This window comes from Gemmiger formicilis (genome assembly GCF_900167555.1).
Lineage (GTDB): Bacteria > Bacillota > Clostridia > Oscillospirales > Ruminococcaceae > Gemmiger > Gemmiger formicilis.
The window spans coordinates 1-14,500 of record NZ_FUYF01000010.1; the positions used below are offsets into that span (position 1 = coordinate 1).

General features: G+C 54.5%; 11 protein-coding genes and 1 pseudogene. 5 read left to right on the plus strand and 7 right to left on the minus strand.

Translation table 11 applies throughout. The annotated features are described in order from the left end of the window. Nucleotides 1–425 precede the first annotated feature (425 nt). Nucleotides 426–2,861 (minus strand): glycoside hydrolase family 94 protein, encoded by a 2,436-nt coding sequence (locus tag B5D32_RS09130; protein WP_078784756.1) that lies wholly within the window; start codon nt 2,859–2,861, stop codon nt 426–428. A 469-nt stretch (nt 2,862–3,330) separates the two neighbouring features. Between B5D32_RS09130 and B5D32_RS09135 the strand changes: the two genes are divergently transcribed. From B5D32_RS09135 to B5D32_RS09150, 4 genes are all read left to right on the plus strand, one after another. Beyond that, nucleotides 3,331–4,347: a LacI family DNA-binding transcriptional regulator gene (locus B5D32_RS09135; protein WP_078784757.1), complete on the plus strand. Its 1,017-nt coding sequence runs from the start codon at nt 3,331–3,333 to the stop codon at nt 4,345–4,347. A 79-nt stretch (nt 4,348–4,426) separates the two neighbouring features. Continuing rightward, on the plus strand, nt 4,427–5,884 hold the full coding sequence (locus B5D32_RS09140) for an ABC transporter substrate-binding protein (protein ID WP_078784758.1): 1,458 nt from the start codon (nt 4,427–4,429) through the stop codon (nt 5,882–5,884). Between the two features lie 255 nt (nt 5,885–6,139). Next, on the plus strand, nt 6,140–7,117 hold the full coding sequence (locus B5D32_RS09145) for a carbohydrate ABC transporter permease (RefSeq protein WP_078784759.1): 978 nt from the start codon (nt 6,140–6,142) through the stop codon (nt 7,115–7,117). An 81-nt stretch (nt 7,118–7,198) separates the two neighbouring features. Continuing rightward, on the plus strand, nt 7,199–8,029 hold the full coding sequence (locus B5D32_RS09150) for a carbohydrate ABC transporter permease (RefSeq protein ID WP_242943432.1): 831 nt from the start codon (nt 7,199–7,201) through the stop codon (nt 8,027–8,029). 240 nt (nt 8,030–8,269) lie between these two features. On the opposite strand, the pseudogene B5D32_RS09155 reads toward B5D32_RS09150, so the two are convergent. After that, nucleotides 8,270–8,425, minus strand: a pseudogene (locus tag B5D32_RS09155) (AlbA family DNA-binding domain-containing protein); the annotation flags it as partial. Between the two features lie 184 nt (nt 8,426–8,609). Beyond that, nucleotides 8,610–9,290, minus strand: a complete 681-nt coding sequence (deoC, locus tag B5D32_RS09160) for a deoxyribose-phosphate aldolase (protein ID WP_078784762.1) — start codon at nt 9,288–9,290, stop codon at nt 8,610–8,612. Between the two features lie 259 nt (nt 9,291–9,549). On the opposite strand from deoC, the gene B5D32_RS09165 reads away from it, so the two are divergent. After that, the gene (locus B5D32_RS09165; protein WP_078784763.1) at nt 9,550–10,725 is read left to right on the plus strand and encodes an IS110 family RNA-guided transposase; all 1,176 of its coding nucleotides are present in this window, start codon (nt 9,550–9,552) and stop codon (nt 10,723–10,725) included. A 149-nt stretch (nt 10,726–10,874) separates the two neighbouring features. Here B5D32_RS09165 and B5D32_RS09170 read toward each other — a convergent pair whose 3' ends face one another. The 4 genes from B5D32_RS09170 to B5D32_RS09185 all read right to left on the minus strand — a co-directional run bounded on the left by B5D32_RS09170 (nt 10,875) and on the right by B5D32_RS09185 (nt 14,500). Continuing rightward, nucleotides 10,875–11,750 carry a YitT family protein gene (locus B5D32_RS09170; protein ID WP_309424224.1) on the minus strand — a complete coding sequence of 292 codons (876 nt, stop codon included), beginning with the start codon at nt 11,748–11,750 and terminating at the stop codon, nt 10,875–10,877. A gap of 65 nt (nt 11,751–11,815) precedes the next feature. Then, nucleotides 11,816–13,249: an HAD family hydrolase gene (locus B5D32_RS09175; protein WP_143402726.1), complete on the minus strand. Its 1,434-nt coding sequence runs from the start codon at nt 13,247–13,249 to the stop codon at nt 11,816–11,818. A 13-nt stretch (nt 13,250–13,262) separates the two neighbouring features. Then, nucleotides 13,263–13,703, minus strand: coding sequence for a PTS sugar transporter subunit IIA (locus B5D32_RS09180; protein WP_078784765.1), 441 nt, complete (start codon nt 13,701–13,703; stop codon nt 13,263–13,265). A gap of 44 nt (nt 13,704–13,747) precedes the next feature. After that, nucleotides 13,748–14,500, minus strand: a complete 753-nt coding sequence (locus B5D32_RS09185; RefSeq protein WP_078784766.1) for a GntR family transcriptional regulator — start codon at nt 14,498–14,500, stop codon at nt 13,748–13,750.

The window sequence follows — 14,500 nt, forward strand, 5'->3', positions numbered from 1 at the left end:
CAAGCCGGGGCTTGCAATGTAAATGCTTTTGTTTGCCTGCTGCAAATCCTTTTCGTAAACAGGCAGATAGGATTCACTGTCGAAAATTGCATGATCACATCTTTTTCAGAGCCCTGAAATTGGTGTACAGTGGCGCATATCGCCAAGGAGCTTTGGAATTGGACCGATACATACACCATTGAGGTTGCCGACCTAAGAGATGCCCTCTGCGCGCTGATGCTCGTGCTTGCGATCGATGCAGAGAAATGCTCGCGGAATAACCATACCTGACAGGCTGCACACAAAAAATACTCCCTTATTCTGCTGCGCGCGCAGCAGGATAAGGGAGTTTTCTGGTTCGTGAAGCAGCACGCCGGTGTATAAAGACCGTACAGAAAAAGCAGCAGCCCACTGCGGGCTGCTGCTTTGCGGTAAAAGGCGGACGGTCAGCCCATGACGACCTTGACCTCTACGGTTGAGCCGGCGGGAACAGGGGAAAGGATGTTACCGCTTACAGGCTTGCCGTCCACGGTCATGGCTTTGACGCCCTTTTCCAGATGGTCAGGGTTCTCCACAACGATTTCATAGGTTGCCCCGCGCCAGACACGGCGCAGGGTAAAGCCGTCCATCTCGTGCGGGATGCAGGGATCGATCTTCAGCCCGGCCAGCGTGGGCTGGATGCCCAGGATATACTGGCTCACATCCACAAAGGTCCAGGCCGCCGTGCCGGTCAGCCAGCTGTTTTTTGCTTCGCCAAAGGTGGCGGCGTCGCGGCCAGCCACCATCTGGCTGTAGACATACGGCTCGGTGCGGTGAATCTCACTGATGTCCTCAATGTATGCCGGACAGGTCTTTTTGTAGATCTCAAACGCGCGGTCACCATGGCCGACTACAGTCTCGGCACAGCTGACCCATGGGTTGTTGTGGCAGAAGATGCCTGCGTTCTCCTTGTATCCCGGGGGATAGCTGGAAATTTCGCCTAGTTCGAGATGGTACTTCGTGTAGGCGGGCTGCAGCAGCACAATGCCGTACTTTGTGTCGAGCTTGTCTTTCACGCTCTGCAAAGCGGTCACGGCCTCACCGGTGTCCACACCAATACCCGCCATGACGCACATGCCCTGCGGCTCGATGAAGATCTTGCCTTCCTCGCATTCCTCACCGCCGATCACATGGCCAAAGGCATCGTAGGCGCGGCGGAACCACTTGCCGTCCCAACCGGCAGTCAGTACGGTATGTTCCATCTCTGCAACCTCGGCGCGCACGGCGGCAGCTTCGTCGGTGTGGCCGGTGCTGTCAAGAATTTCGGCAAACTGGTTGCCGTACTTGACATACATACCGGCGATGAACACGCTCTCGGCTACAGGACCCTCGCTCGGGCCGGTGGTCTGGAAGCTTTCGCCCGGCTCCTTGCTGAAGCAGTTCAGGTTCAGGCAGTCGTTCCAGTCAGCACGGCCAATCAGCGGCAGACCGTGCGGCCCCTTGTGGGTGCGCAGATAGCCAAAGCTGCGGCGCAGATGCTCAAGAAGCGGCTGTGCAAGACTGTGGTCGTTGTCAAAGTCCACCGGTTCGTCCAGAATCGAGTAGTCGCCCGTCTCGCCCAGATAGGCGTACACGGCAGCAATCAGCCACAGCGGGTCATCGTTGAAGCCGGAGCCGATGTCCATGTTACCCTTTTTCGTCAGCGGCTGGTACTGGTGGTAGGCGCTGCCGTCGGGGAACTGGGTGGCGGCAATGTCCAGAATGCGCTCCCGCGCGCGGGCGGGGATCAGATGCACAAAGCCGAGCAGATCCTGACAGGAATCGCGGAAGCCCATGCCGCGGCCGGTGCCGCTCTCATAATAGCTGGCAGAACGGCTCATGTTGAAGGTGACCATGCACTGGTACTGGTTCCAGGTATTGACCATGCGGTCGAGCTTTTCATCGCTGCTCTTGACCGAGTAGGTGGACAGCAGGTTGTTCCAGTGGTCGTGCAGCCTGGCAAGTGCCGCATCGACCTGCGCATCCGTGGCATAGCGGGCAGCCATCGCCTGGGCGCGGGTCTTATTGATGACGCCGGGCGCGGCCCACTTCTCGTCCTCCGGGTTTTCTATATAGCCCAAAACAAAAATCAGGCTGCGGCTTTTGCCGGGCTGCAGGGTGACATTGACTTGATGCACGCCAACGGGTGCCCAGCCGTGGGCAACAGAGTTGGTGCAACGGCCGTTTTCCACGACCTCGGGATTCGCATTGCTGCGCCATGCGCCTAAAAAGGCGTCCCGGCTCGTGTCAAAGCCGTCAATGGGCGTGTTGACGGTGAACAATGCGTAATGGTTGCGGCGCTCGCGGTACTCGGTCTTGTGGTAGATGGTGCTGCCCTCGACCTCGACTTCGCCGGTAGAGAAATTGCGCTGGAAGTTGGTGGAATCGTCCACAGCATTCCAGAGGCAGAACTCCAGATAGCTGAATACAGTAAACGATTTCGGTGCATCACTCTCGTTGGTCAGCACCAGACGGTCGATCTCGCAGTTGTCGCCTACCGGCACAAACAGCTCCAGCTTCGCGGTCAGACTGTTCTTTTTGCCGGTAATGATGCTGTACCCGAGGCCGTGGCGGCACTCATAGCTGTCCAGCTCGGTCTGGGTGGGCTGCCAGCCGGGATTCCAGACGGTATCGCCGTCCTTAATATAGTAATACCGGCCGTTAGAGTCCGCAGGTACGTTATTGTAGCGGTAGCGAGTGATACGCCGCAGCTTGGCATCCTTGTAAAAGCTGTACCCACCGGCCGTGTGGGAAACAAGGCTGAAGAATGCCTCGCTGCCCAGATAGTTGATCCACGGCAGTGGCGTGCGCGGCGTGGTGATGACATATTCGCGTGCGGTATCGGAAAAATGACCGAACTTCATAGAGACCCTCTCCTTACTTATGGAAAGCAGATAAAATCGTGAGTTCAAGTCGAAAACGATTAAGTTATTACCCTTACAATACCGCGTTTTTCGGATAATTGCAAGGGCTGCGGCTGAATTTAACGATGATTTGGCAGGTTTCACAATTTTGAAAACCGAAAATTGGCACGAAAATCGAATGCCACCTATTTTATATAAGAGTGTTTTCCGTTTGTGGCACCATAAAGAGCAAATTTGGGTCTGCATCACCGGGCCGAAAAGTGTAAAAACGGCAAGCCGGGGCGCAAATTATGTCCCTTTTTCAGCGAAACTCCAAACGAAATTACCAAAACAGGTGTTTTGGCTTTTTGCAAATCGCCAAATCGAATCGAAATGCACAAAAAATGACAGAAAGGCATTGATTTTATGGTTGACATGTTGTATAGTGAAGATGCGAAAACGATTAAGGAAGATGCAAGGAGGCGATATCATGGCATCCATCAAAGACATCGCAAAGGCATGCGGGGTCTCGGTGGCTACCGTGAGCAAGGCGCTGAACGGTCACAACGATATCAGTCAGGCTACCAAAGAAAAGGTACGCGAGGCGGCAAGGCAGATCGGCTACATGCCAAACTCCGCAGCGCGGGCCTTAAAAACGAACCGTACCTATAATCTGGGCGTCCTTTTCGTGGACGAGGCGCAAAGCGGTCTGACGCATGAATTCTTCGCGGCTGTTCTGGACAGCTTCAAACGCCACGCCGAGGGCAGAGGCTATGATATCACCTTTATCAACCACAACATTGGCCACGGACACTCCAGTTACTTAGAGCACTGCCGCTACCGCGGCGTTGACGGCGTGATTGCTGCCTGCATCAAGTTCGATGACCCGGAGGTTATTGAGCTGGCTTACAGCAACCTGCCGATCGTCACAGTTGACCATGTCTTTAACAACCGGGCTGCCGTACTTTCCGATAACACCGATGGTGTCCACAAGTTAGTGGATCAGCTTGCCGCGCTGGGGCATGAGCGAATCGCTTATATCCACGGTGAGAATCACAGCGCAGTCACCCAGAAGCGCCTGGTCGGTTTCTACCGTGCCTGCGCCGCCCATGGGATCACGGTGCCGGACGCCTACATCGTGCCGAGCACCTACCGAGATGCGAAAAGCTGCGCCGCTGCGACCCGTCAGCTGCTGGCATTGCCGCAGCGCCCCACGGCAATCCTCTTCCCGGATGACTTCTCCGCCATCGGCGGCATCCAGACAATCCGGCAGGAAGGACTTCTGATTCCGCGGGATATTTCGGTGGCCGGCTATGACGGCAACCTGATCTCGCAGATCATGTCCCCGCAGCTGACCACCTACCGGCAGGACACCGAAGCGCTGGGCCGCGCCGCGGCAGAGCTGCTTATCGAGCAGATCGAATCCCCGCGCACGGCCTTGCCGGAACAGAAGCTGGTCTCCGGCAGTTTGCTGAAAGGGCAGTCCGTTGATGTCCCCAATCTATAGGTTCAAACCCGCAAGGATGCGGGTCACAATATCTGATTCATACATGAGTTCTTTTTATTAAAAAGGAGGAAAACACATTATGAAAAAGGCAATGAGTTTATTGACCGCCACTGCAATGGCAGCCACCTTGCTGGCAGGCTGCGGCGGAGGCACCGCAAGCTCGTCCGCAGCCCCCGCCGCTGATTCGACCTCTACCGAAGCCAGCAGCACGGCCGCAGAGCCCGCTGCCGATGCAGCCGCAGAGGAGGGCAAGGTCCTGAACATCTGGTGCTGGAACGATGAATTCCAGTCCCGCTTCAACGACTATTACCCCGGTGTCAAGGCGATCGCCGCCGACAAGTCCACCACAACGCTGGATAACGGTGTCACCGTAAAGTGGACCATCAACCCCAATGATAACAATAACTACCAGAACAAGCTGGACGAGGCCCTGCTCAAGCAGGACAGCGCCGCTGCCGATGACAAGATCGACATCTTCCTGATCGAGGCAGACTACGCGCTGAAATATGTGGATTCCGAATATACGCTGGATGTCAAGAAGGATGTCGGCCTGACCGATGATGATCTCAAGGATCAGTACCAGTACACCAAGGACATCGTTACCGTGGATGGCGTACAGAAGGGCACCACATGGCAGGCGACCCCGGGCCTGTTTGCCTACCGCCGCTCCATCGCCGAGGATGTGCTGGGCACTGATGATCCGACTGAGGTCCAGGCCGCACTGAGCGATTGGGATAAGTTCAACGATGTGGCTGAGAAGGCCGCTACCAAGGGCTACAAGATGCTCTCCGGTTATGATGATTCCTACCGCACCTTCTCCAACAATGTGTCCGCCGGTTGGGTGGACGGCACAACCGTCAAGGTCGACCCCAACATTATGAACTGGGTCGATCAGACCAAGACCTACACCGATAACGGCTACAACAACAAGACCAGCCTGTGGAGCGACCAGTGGGCCGCCGATCAGGGCCCTGCCGGCAAGGTTTTTGGCTTCTTCTACTCCACTTGGGGCATCAACTTCACCCTGCTGGGCAACTCTCTTGCCACGCCTGAGTCTGAGGGAGGCAAGCAGGAAGTCGGCAACGGTATCTTCGGCGATTACGCAGTCTGTCAGGGTCCTCAGCCTTATTACTGGGGCGGCACCTGGATCTGCGCAGCAGCCGGCACCGACAACATCCCCACGATCAAGGATGTCATGTACTCCCTGACCTGTGATGCCGACATCATGACCAAGATCACCGAGGATACGCAGGACTACACCAACTGCAAGAGCGCTATGGATTCCATCGCAGCTGACCCGAACTTCGGCTCCGCATTCCTTGGCGGCCAGAACCACATTGCCCTCTTTGCAGAGGTTGCACCTACCATTGATATGTCCAACGCCGGTCCGTATGATCAGGGCTGCAACGAGACCTTCCAGAGCTGCTTCAAGGATTACTTTGACGGTACGGTTGACCTTGAGACCGCGAAGAAGAACTTTGAGGATCAGATCAAGGTCAAGTATCCTGAGCTGAGCAGCGTCGAATGGCCCGCATAAATACCTGTGTGACCTTAAGGCAACACCGCACAATTCCCGCCTGACGGCTTAAGCACCGCTCCGGCGGCTGCGGCACCTCGCTCGCCGTATCGGCACTTAGAATTATGCGGTATTACCTTGAACAAAACGAACTGAACCGCAAACGCCATGCCAGGGGCGGGGAGAGACGCCCGCCCCTGGTTTTGTTTTTATCAGATTTTGAAAGGCTCTGCCCCCAGCAGGGCAATGCCCACACAGCTAAGGAGGGCGAGACCTATGAAAACAAAGAGAAAGGGCATGAGCTACGCCAAATGGGGCTATATATTTCTGGCGCCGTTCTTTATTACCTTTTTCATCTTCCAGTTCTGGCCGCTGGCAACGACCATCTACTATTCCTTCTTTGAGTATTTCCGCAGCGGCTTAAAGATCATCGGCCCCAACTTTGTGGGGCTGAAAAACTATGCCGCCATGATCAAAGAGGTGCCGAAGTATTTCAGCAATACCATGATCATGTGGCTGATGGGCTTTATCCCGCAGATTATTGTATCGTTGGTGCTGGCGGCGTGGTTTACCGATCTTCGGTTGAAGCTGCGGTTTCAGGGCTTCTTCAAGACCGTCATTTATATGCCCAACCTTATCATGGCATCGGCGTTCGCCATGCTGTTCTTTACCCTGTTTTCAAACGCGGAGACAGGGCCGATCAACTCGATCCTGCTCAAGCTCGGCATTGTGGCCGAGCCGGTGCGCTGGCTTTCCAATGTCTGGACAGCGCGCGGTCTGGTTGGGCTGATGAACTTCCTGATGTGGTTCGGCAATACGACCATCATTCTGATGGCTGCCATCATGGGTGTGGACCCCGGTCTGTATGAGGCCGCCCAGCTGGACGGTGCATCCTCGACCACAATGTTCTGGCGCATCACGATCCCGCTGATCCGCCCGCTGCTCGTCTACACGCTGATCACCAGCCTCATCGGCGGCCTGCAGATGTTTGATGTGCCGCAGGTTTTGACCAACGGCAAGGGCGACCCGAACGGCTCGACCAACACCATTATCATGTACCTGAACCAGCACCTGTACAGCAAAAACTACGGCACAGCCGGCGCTATCTCGGTGCTGATGTTCCTGCTTTGCGCGGTGCTTTGCGTCATCATCTACTTTACCCTCACGCAGGAGGATGACGGCCTGACCCGTGAGCAGCGCAAGGCTGAGAAAGCCCGCATCAAGGCAGCCAAAGCGGCCGCTAAGCATCACTAAGGAAGGAGCGTGAACGGTATGCCGAACGAGACCAAAACTGCAGCCACCACTACCGCAAAGGCAAGCAAAATTCACGACCCTATGCTGACCCTGCAGCGTGCAGTGGCCTATATCGTGCTGTTTGTCCTCTGCTTTATCTGCCTGTTCTTCTTCTATGTGCTGATCGTCAACGCCACGCACAACAACTTTACCATCCAGCAGGGGTTTGACCCGCTGCCCCGCGGCAGCTTTGGCGTTAACTTCTTCAACACCACCCATGATGCCAATGTACCGATCCTGACCGGTCTGCGCAACAGCCTGATCGTGTCGGCTGCCTGTGCGGCGCTGTCGGTCTATTTCAGCGCACTGACGGCCTACGCCATCTATGCGTATGACTTCAAGCTGCGCAAGCTGGCCTTTACCGTCATTCTGCTCATCATGACGATGCCCACACAGGTTTCGGCGCTCGGCTTTTTGAACCTGATGGACTCGATGAAGCTGACCAACACCCTCTGGCCGCTGATTCTGCCGAGCATCGCCGCACCGACAGTGTTCTTCTTCATGAAGCAGTACATGGATTCGAGCCTGCCGCGCGACATCATTGACGCGGCGCGCATTGACGGCTCGGGGGAGTTCCATACCTTTAACACGGTCATTCTGCCTATCCTGAAGCCCGCCATGGCGGTGCAGGCGATATTCAGCTTTGTGGGCGCGTGGAACAACTACTTTATCCCGGCGCTGATCATCAACGATGCCAAGTGGAAGACGGTGCCCATACTGGTTGCACAGCTGCGCAGCGCGGACTTTTTGAAGTTCGATATGGGTAAGGTGTATATGATGATCACCATTGCAATTCTGCCCGTTATGATCGTCTATCTGCTGCTCTCCAAGTACATTGTCCGGGGCGTTGCATTGGGCAGTGTGAAAGGCTAAAAAAGTTTTATAGACCGTAAAAAGCGGGCGAACAGAAATGTTCGCCCGCTTCAGTTTGTCGAAAAAGCCCTTTTTCGGGTAGAAATGTAGGGCGCGTGTCTATCTCCGCGCTAAGAGCCGCCGCTGTGCGGCGGTTGCGCTCCGAAACGCGCCTGCGGGCGCAGTGACCGCGCCGCACCGCTGGCTGCGCGCAGCGCATAAAATCGCGCCGGACGGCGCGCGGTTTCACGGTATATCGTACTATTGGATAGGCTCCATGCGCGTCTTGATGATCTCGCTGATTTTCTCGGCGTCGCTGTCGGGTTCGGTCAGCCCAACGATCTGCCCGTCATCCGCTATGCCGAAAATAAGCGCGCCGCCCAGCGTGTTCGCAAAAGCGCTCATGCTCTTGCACCAGCTTTTGCGCGAACTATCGGTGCTTTAATTATCGCCTGAAAAATATGGCGTTGCTGGATTATATTACAGAATGTTATAAAACAAAAAAAGGAAGTCAATAAAACAATAAGCACTACCAAGTTAAACTTAGTGGTGCTTATTGGCTTTCTGCAGTTCAGACCGTTCCGGGCATCCCCGGCGCTTTTTATAACCTGTGTTTCAGTTCTTCTACAATGCTTACGCTGGCTGTGGAGCCGATGCGGGATACGCCCAGCTCGATCATGCGCAAAGCGGTATCCAAAGTGCGGATGCCGCCGGCCGCCTTGATCTTTACCTCGTCGCCGACGCATTTTTTCATCAGCGCCACATCTTCAAAGGTTGCGCCGCCGGTGCCAAAGCCCGTGGACGTCTTTATGAAATCCGGGCGGACCTCCCGCGCGATGGAACACAGTGCGCGCTTTTCCTCCTCGGTCAGGTAGCAGTTCTCAAAAATCACCTTCGAGATCACCCCTGCACCGCGACATTCTTCTACAATGCCGGCCATCTCATGCTCAATGAAATCGTAGTTCTTCTCTTTCAGCTGCGTAATATTGATAACATAATCGATCTCATCCGCGCCATTGGCGATCGCATCTACGGTTTCGTATTTCTTGACCTTGGGCGTGTTCTGCCCCAAGGGGAAACCAACCGCCGCGCCCACATGGACCGATGTTCCCGCCAGCAGATCCTTGCACAGGGAAACGGGAGCCGGGTTGATCGCCACCATGGCAAAGCCGTACTCGCGAGCCTCTGCGCAGAGCTTTTCAAAATCCCCGCGCTGCGCATAGGCGCGCAGCTGGGTATGGTCAAAGTAAGCTGCCAATTCGGCAGGCGTAATAGGATTCATAACAAAACCTTCCTCGTATTATAAAGTAGTAGTTATTAGAGTCCCTCTCCAAGGACAAAATGCTACAATAGACAAGGTGCTGTGGATTGGTTTAAACCTCCTACCGCAAGACGGTTTCGGAAAGGCTCCAACCGCGGCTCTTTGTTTTTAGTGTTAATCAGTTAGATACCGCCAGACGGTTTATATAGAACGAGGTTACATAGCAAAGAGGTGTGGCTCTAAGCAGCACTGTAAAATAAAACGCCGGAGGTAAAAAGAAATGATTTTTGTTGGTATCGATGTTGCAAAGGACAAGCACGATTGCTTTATCCTCAACTCGGAAGGAACGGTCTTGGCAGATGTATTTACCATTGCCAATAACCGCATCGGTTTTGAGACGCTTCTTTCAAGAATCCAAAGCTGTTCCCAAGGTGAAAGCAAAATAAAAGTAGGGCTTGAAGCCACAGAACATTACAGCTACAATCTGCTGGGGTTTCTTTTAGACAGCGGCCTGGCAACCTATGTCATTAACCCTCTGCACACGAACCTCTACCGGAAAAGTCTCAGCCTGCGAAGAACCAAAACAGATCGGATAGACGCGCGTACCATTGCAATGATGCTCATGTCTGATGTGGACCTCAAGTCCTACTCAAATACAGCATACCACAATGAAGAGCTAAAGTCACTAACCAGATACAGATTTGATAAGGTAAAAGAGCGCGCCAAGCTGAAAAGCTCCGTTGCGCGGTTAGTGAATATTCTGTTTCCGGAGCTCGAAAAGCTGGTCTCAAGCCTGCACATCGCTGTTGTATACGCACTGTTGAGCAACTATCCGGGTGCAAGCTATATCGCAAACGCCAATACTGAAGAACTCGCTGAGACTCTTTGCACCGCCTCTAAAGGTCGTTATACCAAGTCTAAAACCGCGGAAATCCAAGTAGCCGCAGGGGTCTCCATTGGCTCGAAAATGCCTGCTAAGTCTATGGAGTTGAAACACACGATTGCTCTCATCCGCGAGCTGGACAAAGAAATTTCTGAGGTAGAATCCGCAATTGACAAGATTACATCTCAGATGGATTCTCCCATCTTTACAATCCCCGGTATTGGCCGACATATGGGTGCAATGATTCTTGCTGAAGTTGGAGATTTTTCCAACTTTGCAAGCGCAGACAAGCTGCTGGCTTATGCTGGACTCTCTCCATCTACATATCAGTCAGGGCAACTGCAAAACTGTTATGCTCACATGGAAAAGCGTGGCTCCAGATATTTGCGATATGCTCTTTTCAATGCCGCCAAATATGTTTGCCTTTGGTGTCCTACATTCTCGGCCTATCTTGAAAAGAAGCGTTCTGAGGGAAAGCATTACAATGTTGCCATCTCTCATGCTGCTAAAAAGCTGGTAAGGCTTATTTTTGCTATGCAGCGTTCTGGGAAAGCCTTCTTAGCTGATTATTAAGCGTGCGATTTTATACGGAGCGAGTATCCGACAACGGATGCTCTTGTTTGCTATACCAATTTTCACCACCTTAAAATTTCTCTCGAAAATTTTGTTTTGGGGCTTGACTTTTAATAGTTAGTCTTTCTTTTCGTGTGCGGCAGCAGCCTTTACAAAAACGATGCTGTCTTGCCGGGGTCAACGAAGCCCTCGCCGTAAACCTCGCCGGTTTCCGTCACCATGACCATGCAGCCGGGGTCTATGCGGTAGGCAGCCATCCGGATGCGGTACACCTGCGGTCTGGCACAGACGCAGAGCAGCATCTGCCGTTCCGTACCGGTGTATGTGCCCACCGCTTTGACCATCGTTGAGCCGCGCTCACATTGGCGGGAAATTTCGTCCGCAATTTCCTGCCCCTTGGTAGTGATGATCGTCAGCATTTTGCCGGCATTGCTGCCGTACATAATTTTGTCGATAACCAGCGAGGTAACCGCCGTTGTGACAAGACCGTACAAAACGGCATCGACAGAGCCAAACACAGGCCAACCTAACAGGATGACCACAAGGTCTATCGCACCGGTCACAACACCGACCGACAGATGCGGGCGCAGCACTTTGATCGACATCGTCAAGAAATCGGTGCCGCCGCTGGACGATCCCCGCATATACAAAAGCGCCAACGCGCCGCCCCATGTGATACCCGCAAACAGGGCCGCCAGCAACGGATCGCCGCCGTAGCCGGGCTGGTCTGCAAAGACAACATCCTGAAAAAAGGTACACCACAGCATACTGATGACGGTTTTTCCCAGAAAGGCGCGTCCCACAAAGCGGAAACCAAGCAGAACCAGGGGCACATTCAGCACCAGCGTTGTGATGCCGATGGGGAACCCCCACAGATAGTTGCCCAGCAAGGCAAGACCCGACAGCCCGCCGGGCGCAAAGTCCGCGCCCTTGGCAAAATAACAGATGCTCAGGGCGTACAGAAACCCCGCAACCAAGTTATACAGCTGATCTGTTACCAGGGTCTGCGTTTTTTCTTTCATCATAGAACACTGCCCCTTTTGGAAAACGAGGAGCCTTTCATGCGGGAAAGCGCTCCTCGTTTTATGATTTATCCAATCAGTTTTAATTTTTGAAGTGCATGGGCGATGCCATCATTTTCCACGGTGTCTGTGACCATATCGGCACAGGCGCGCACCTGCGGCAGGGCATTGCCCATAGCCACACCGATACCGGCCAGCTGCAGCATTTCCAAATCGTTGTCGGCATCTCCAAAGGCAATGGTTTCCTCCGTGGTGATACCGATTGCCGCACACAGGGCACGGATACCGTTTTCCTTGCCGCCGGATCGGCTCATCAGATCCACCACGGCATCTCCCCAGCGCTTTGTCCGGCAATGGGGCATCTGCCGCAGCAGTTCTTCTTCCTCCTCCTCGTTCACGAAGGGGATGACCTGATATATGCGGCGGTTTTCCAAATCGGAGATGTCACGCACAGCTGGCACGGCGGTGCCGATTTTTGCCTGCTCTGTCTCCATACGGGAATCCACACAGTTGGCGTACATCCTGTCTTTTTCAAGAAAAATGCAGCTGCAGTTCTTTTTTTGTAAAAACTGCTTCAATGCCGACAGATCCCCGGCAGGAATGGGCGTTTCCCGCACGATCTGCCCCTGCAGCTCGCAGAGCTGACCGTTCATATAAACAGCACCGTCAACCGTGATCCCGGGCAGCATATTCTCTTCCTCGATTTCCAGCGCATGGCGGCCGGTACACAGAAACACCTGCACACCGCTGCGCTGTAAAGCCTGCAGTGCCGGGGCTACACCGGGCGGCATCCGATGCCCGCCCACGGTAATCAGGGTACCGTCCACATCAAAGAAGGCTGCGCGTATCCTTTTTCCGCCGCACGCCGCCAGCGCAGGCAGCTCGGCAAGGCTGTCGATATGCAGCTGCGCCGCCCGCTGGTCAAACGGGAATCTTTCGTCCCGCAGGGCAGCCACAACGCCGCCCGCCGCCGTACCTGCCTGCACACCGTAGGTGGAGTCCTCCACAATCAGACACTCCTCCGGCCTGCGTTTCAGCTTGTCCATGGTGAAACGGTAAATTTCAGGATCCGGCTTGCTGTGGGTAAATTCGTGACCGCTGACGATACAGTCAAACAACTCCCGGATTTTGCACTGTGTCAGGACCTGCTCAATACATTCCCGGCTGCTGCTGCTTGCAAGGGCTACCTGCAGTCCCATCTGCTTTAATTCATGCAGCAGCGGGCGAACCTCCTTGCGCAGAATGTCCGGGTAATACACCTGGCAGCCGGCGTTCATGGCGTCCATTTCCTGCCGGAACGCGGCATCGTCGGTGCGGCGGCAGAGTTTTGCCATAAAGGGCATATATTCCTGCCCGGAAATGCCCACCAACGGGTACATGCTTTCCAGGGTGATCCACGGGTAGAGCGATTTCAGGTGCGTATACTGATGGTGCAGGTAGACCGGTTCACTGTCGATCAGCACGCCGTCCATATCAAAGATGACTGCCTTGATCGGCTTCATGGCGTTTCTCCCTTCAGATACCGTCCTCGTCCTCCTGCGGCTGGGCGGGAACCTCCAGCACAAACTTGCCGATGTTCTCGTGCCCGGTCTGCATAATGTCGGCGGCCAGTGCATCCACATCGGGGCATTCGTCACCGGTGATGTTGCGCATACACAGATCCATCAGCATACTGCTGTTCAGCCCGGAGATCACACGCACCCTGGGGCGGGTCATGGAAAGCCCCGCTGCGCGGTTGTACGGCGTACCGCCGGCAATGTCTGCCAGCACCAGAACAGCCTCGCAGTCTGCATAGCTGTCGATTGCCTCTGCCAGCTGCTTTTCAAACACTTCCACATCCATGCCGTCGGCAAAATCCACGGCCTTTACTTCCGCATCACTGCCTGCCAGCATTTTTACATTGGCAGCCATACCGGCGGCAAAGCCGCCATGCCCGGTCACAACTACACCTACCATAGCAAACTATACTCCTTTAGCAAGACCGGGCGCACAGACCCGGCTTATTGGTTGACAACTTCAAATTCAAATTTCTGGGTAACGCCGTCCAGATACTCTTTACTGAGGTCGATCGGACGGTCGTTTTGGTCCATGACCACGTTTTCGACATACAGCACGGGGGAACCGCGGTGTACGCCGAACAGGTTGGCAAACTCGACATTGGCGGTCTGCGCCATCAGCACACGGCGCGATTTGATGATCCTCTCGTGGTAAACGGTTTCAAAGACATCGTACAGCGAGCGCTGGGCAAAGTCGTAGGCATCAATACCGGGAAACACAGATTCCGGCACATAGTTTTCCACGAGAACAAAGGGCTTTCCGCTGACATAGCGCATACGCACAAGATGATAGCAGCGGTCCCCACGTTCGAGCTTGAGCCGTGCAAACAGTTCCGGGGTATAACTTACCCACTCTGCACGCAACACCTCGGTACGGTGTTCCAGGTTCAAAACCCCCATCTCGGCGGCAAAGCTCAGCTGCTTGTTCAGGAAGCGGCCGCGGGTATCGGGGCTGCGCACAAAAGTACCGCGGCCCCGCATGCGTTCCACAAAGCCTTCTTCGATCAGCATATTATAAGCCTGCCGCGCAACGGGGCGTGAAATGCCGAACTGGGCGCACAGCTCCTCCTCCGTCGGCAATTTTGTCCCTGCCGACAGTTTCCCGCTGGTGATAGCCTCCAGCAATGCCTTACGCAGCTGCTCGTACAGAGGGACTGCGCTGATTTTGTCAAGCTGTATTCCGTTCAGTTCGATCAT

Coding starts and splice junctions, on each gene's coding strand:
- B5D32_RS09130 (WP_078784756.1), bottom strand. CDS start 2,861: ATGAAGTTCGGTCATTTTTCCGATACCGCACGCGAATATGTCATCACC.
- B5D32_RS09135 (WP_078784757.1), top strand. CDS start 3,331: ATGGCATCCATCAAAGACATCGCAAAGGCATGCGGGGTCTCGGTGGCT.
- B5D32_RS09140 (WP_078784758.1), top strand. CDS start 4,427: ATGAAAAAGGCAATGAGTTTATTGACCGCCACTGCAATGGCAGCCACC.
- B5D32_RS09145 (WP_078784759.1), top strand. CDS start 6,140: ATGAAAACAAAGAGAAAGGGCATGAGCTACGCCAAATGGGGCTATATA.
- B5D32_RS09150 (WP_242943432.1), top strand. CDS start 7,199: ATGCTGACCCTGCAGCGTGCAGTGGCCTATATCGTGCTGTTTGTCCTC.
- deoC (WP_078784762.1), bottom strand. CDS start 9,290: ATGAATCCTATTACGCCTGCCGAATTGGCAGCTTACTTTGACCATACC.
- B5D32_RS09165 (WP_078784763.1), top strand. CDS start 9,550: ATGATTTTTGTTGGTATCGATGTTGCAAAGGACAAGCACGATTGCTTT.
- B5D32_RS09170 (WP_309424224.1), bottom strand. CDS start 11,750: ATGATGAAAGAAAAAACGCAGACCCTGGTAACAGATCAGCTGTATAAC.
- B5D32_RS09175 (WP_143402726.1), bottom strand. CDS start 13,249: ATGAAGCCGATCAAGGCAGTCATCTTTGATATGGACGGCGTGCTGATC.
- B5D32_RS09180 (WP_078784765.1), bottom strand. CDS start 13,703: ATGGTAGGTGTAGTTGTGACCGGGCATGGCGGCTTTGCCGCCGGTATG.
- B5D32_RS09185 (WP_078784766.1), bottom strand. CDS start 14,500: ATGATCGAACTGAACGGAATACAGCTTGACAAAATCAGCGCAGTCCCT.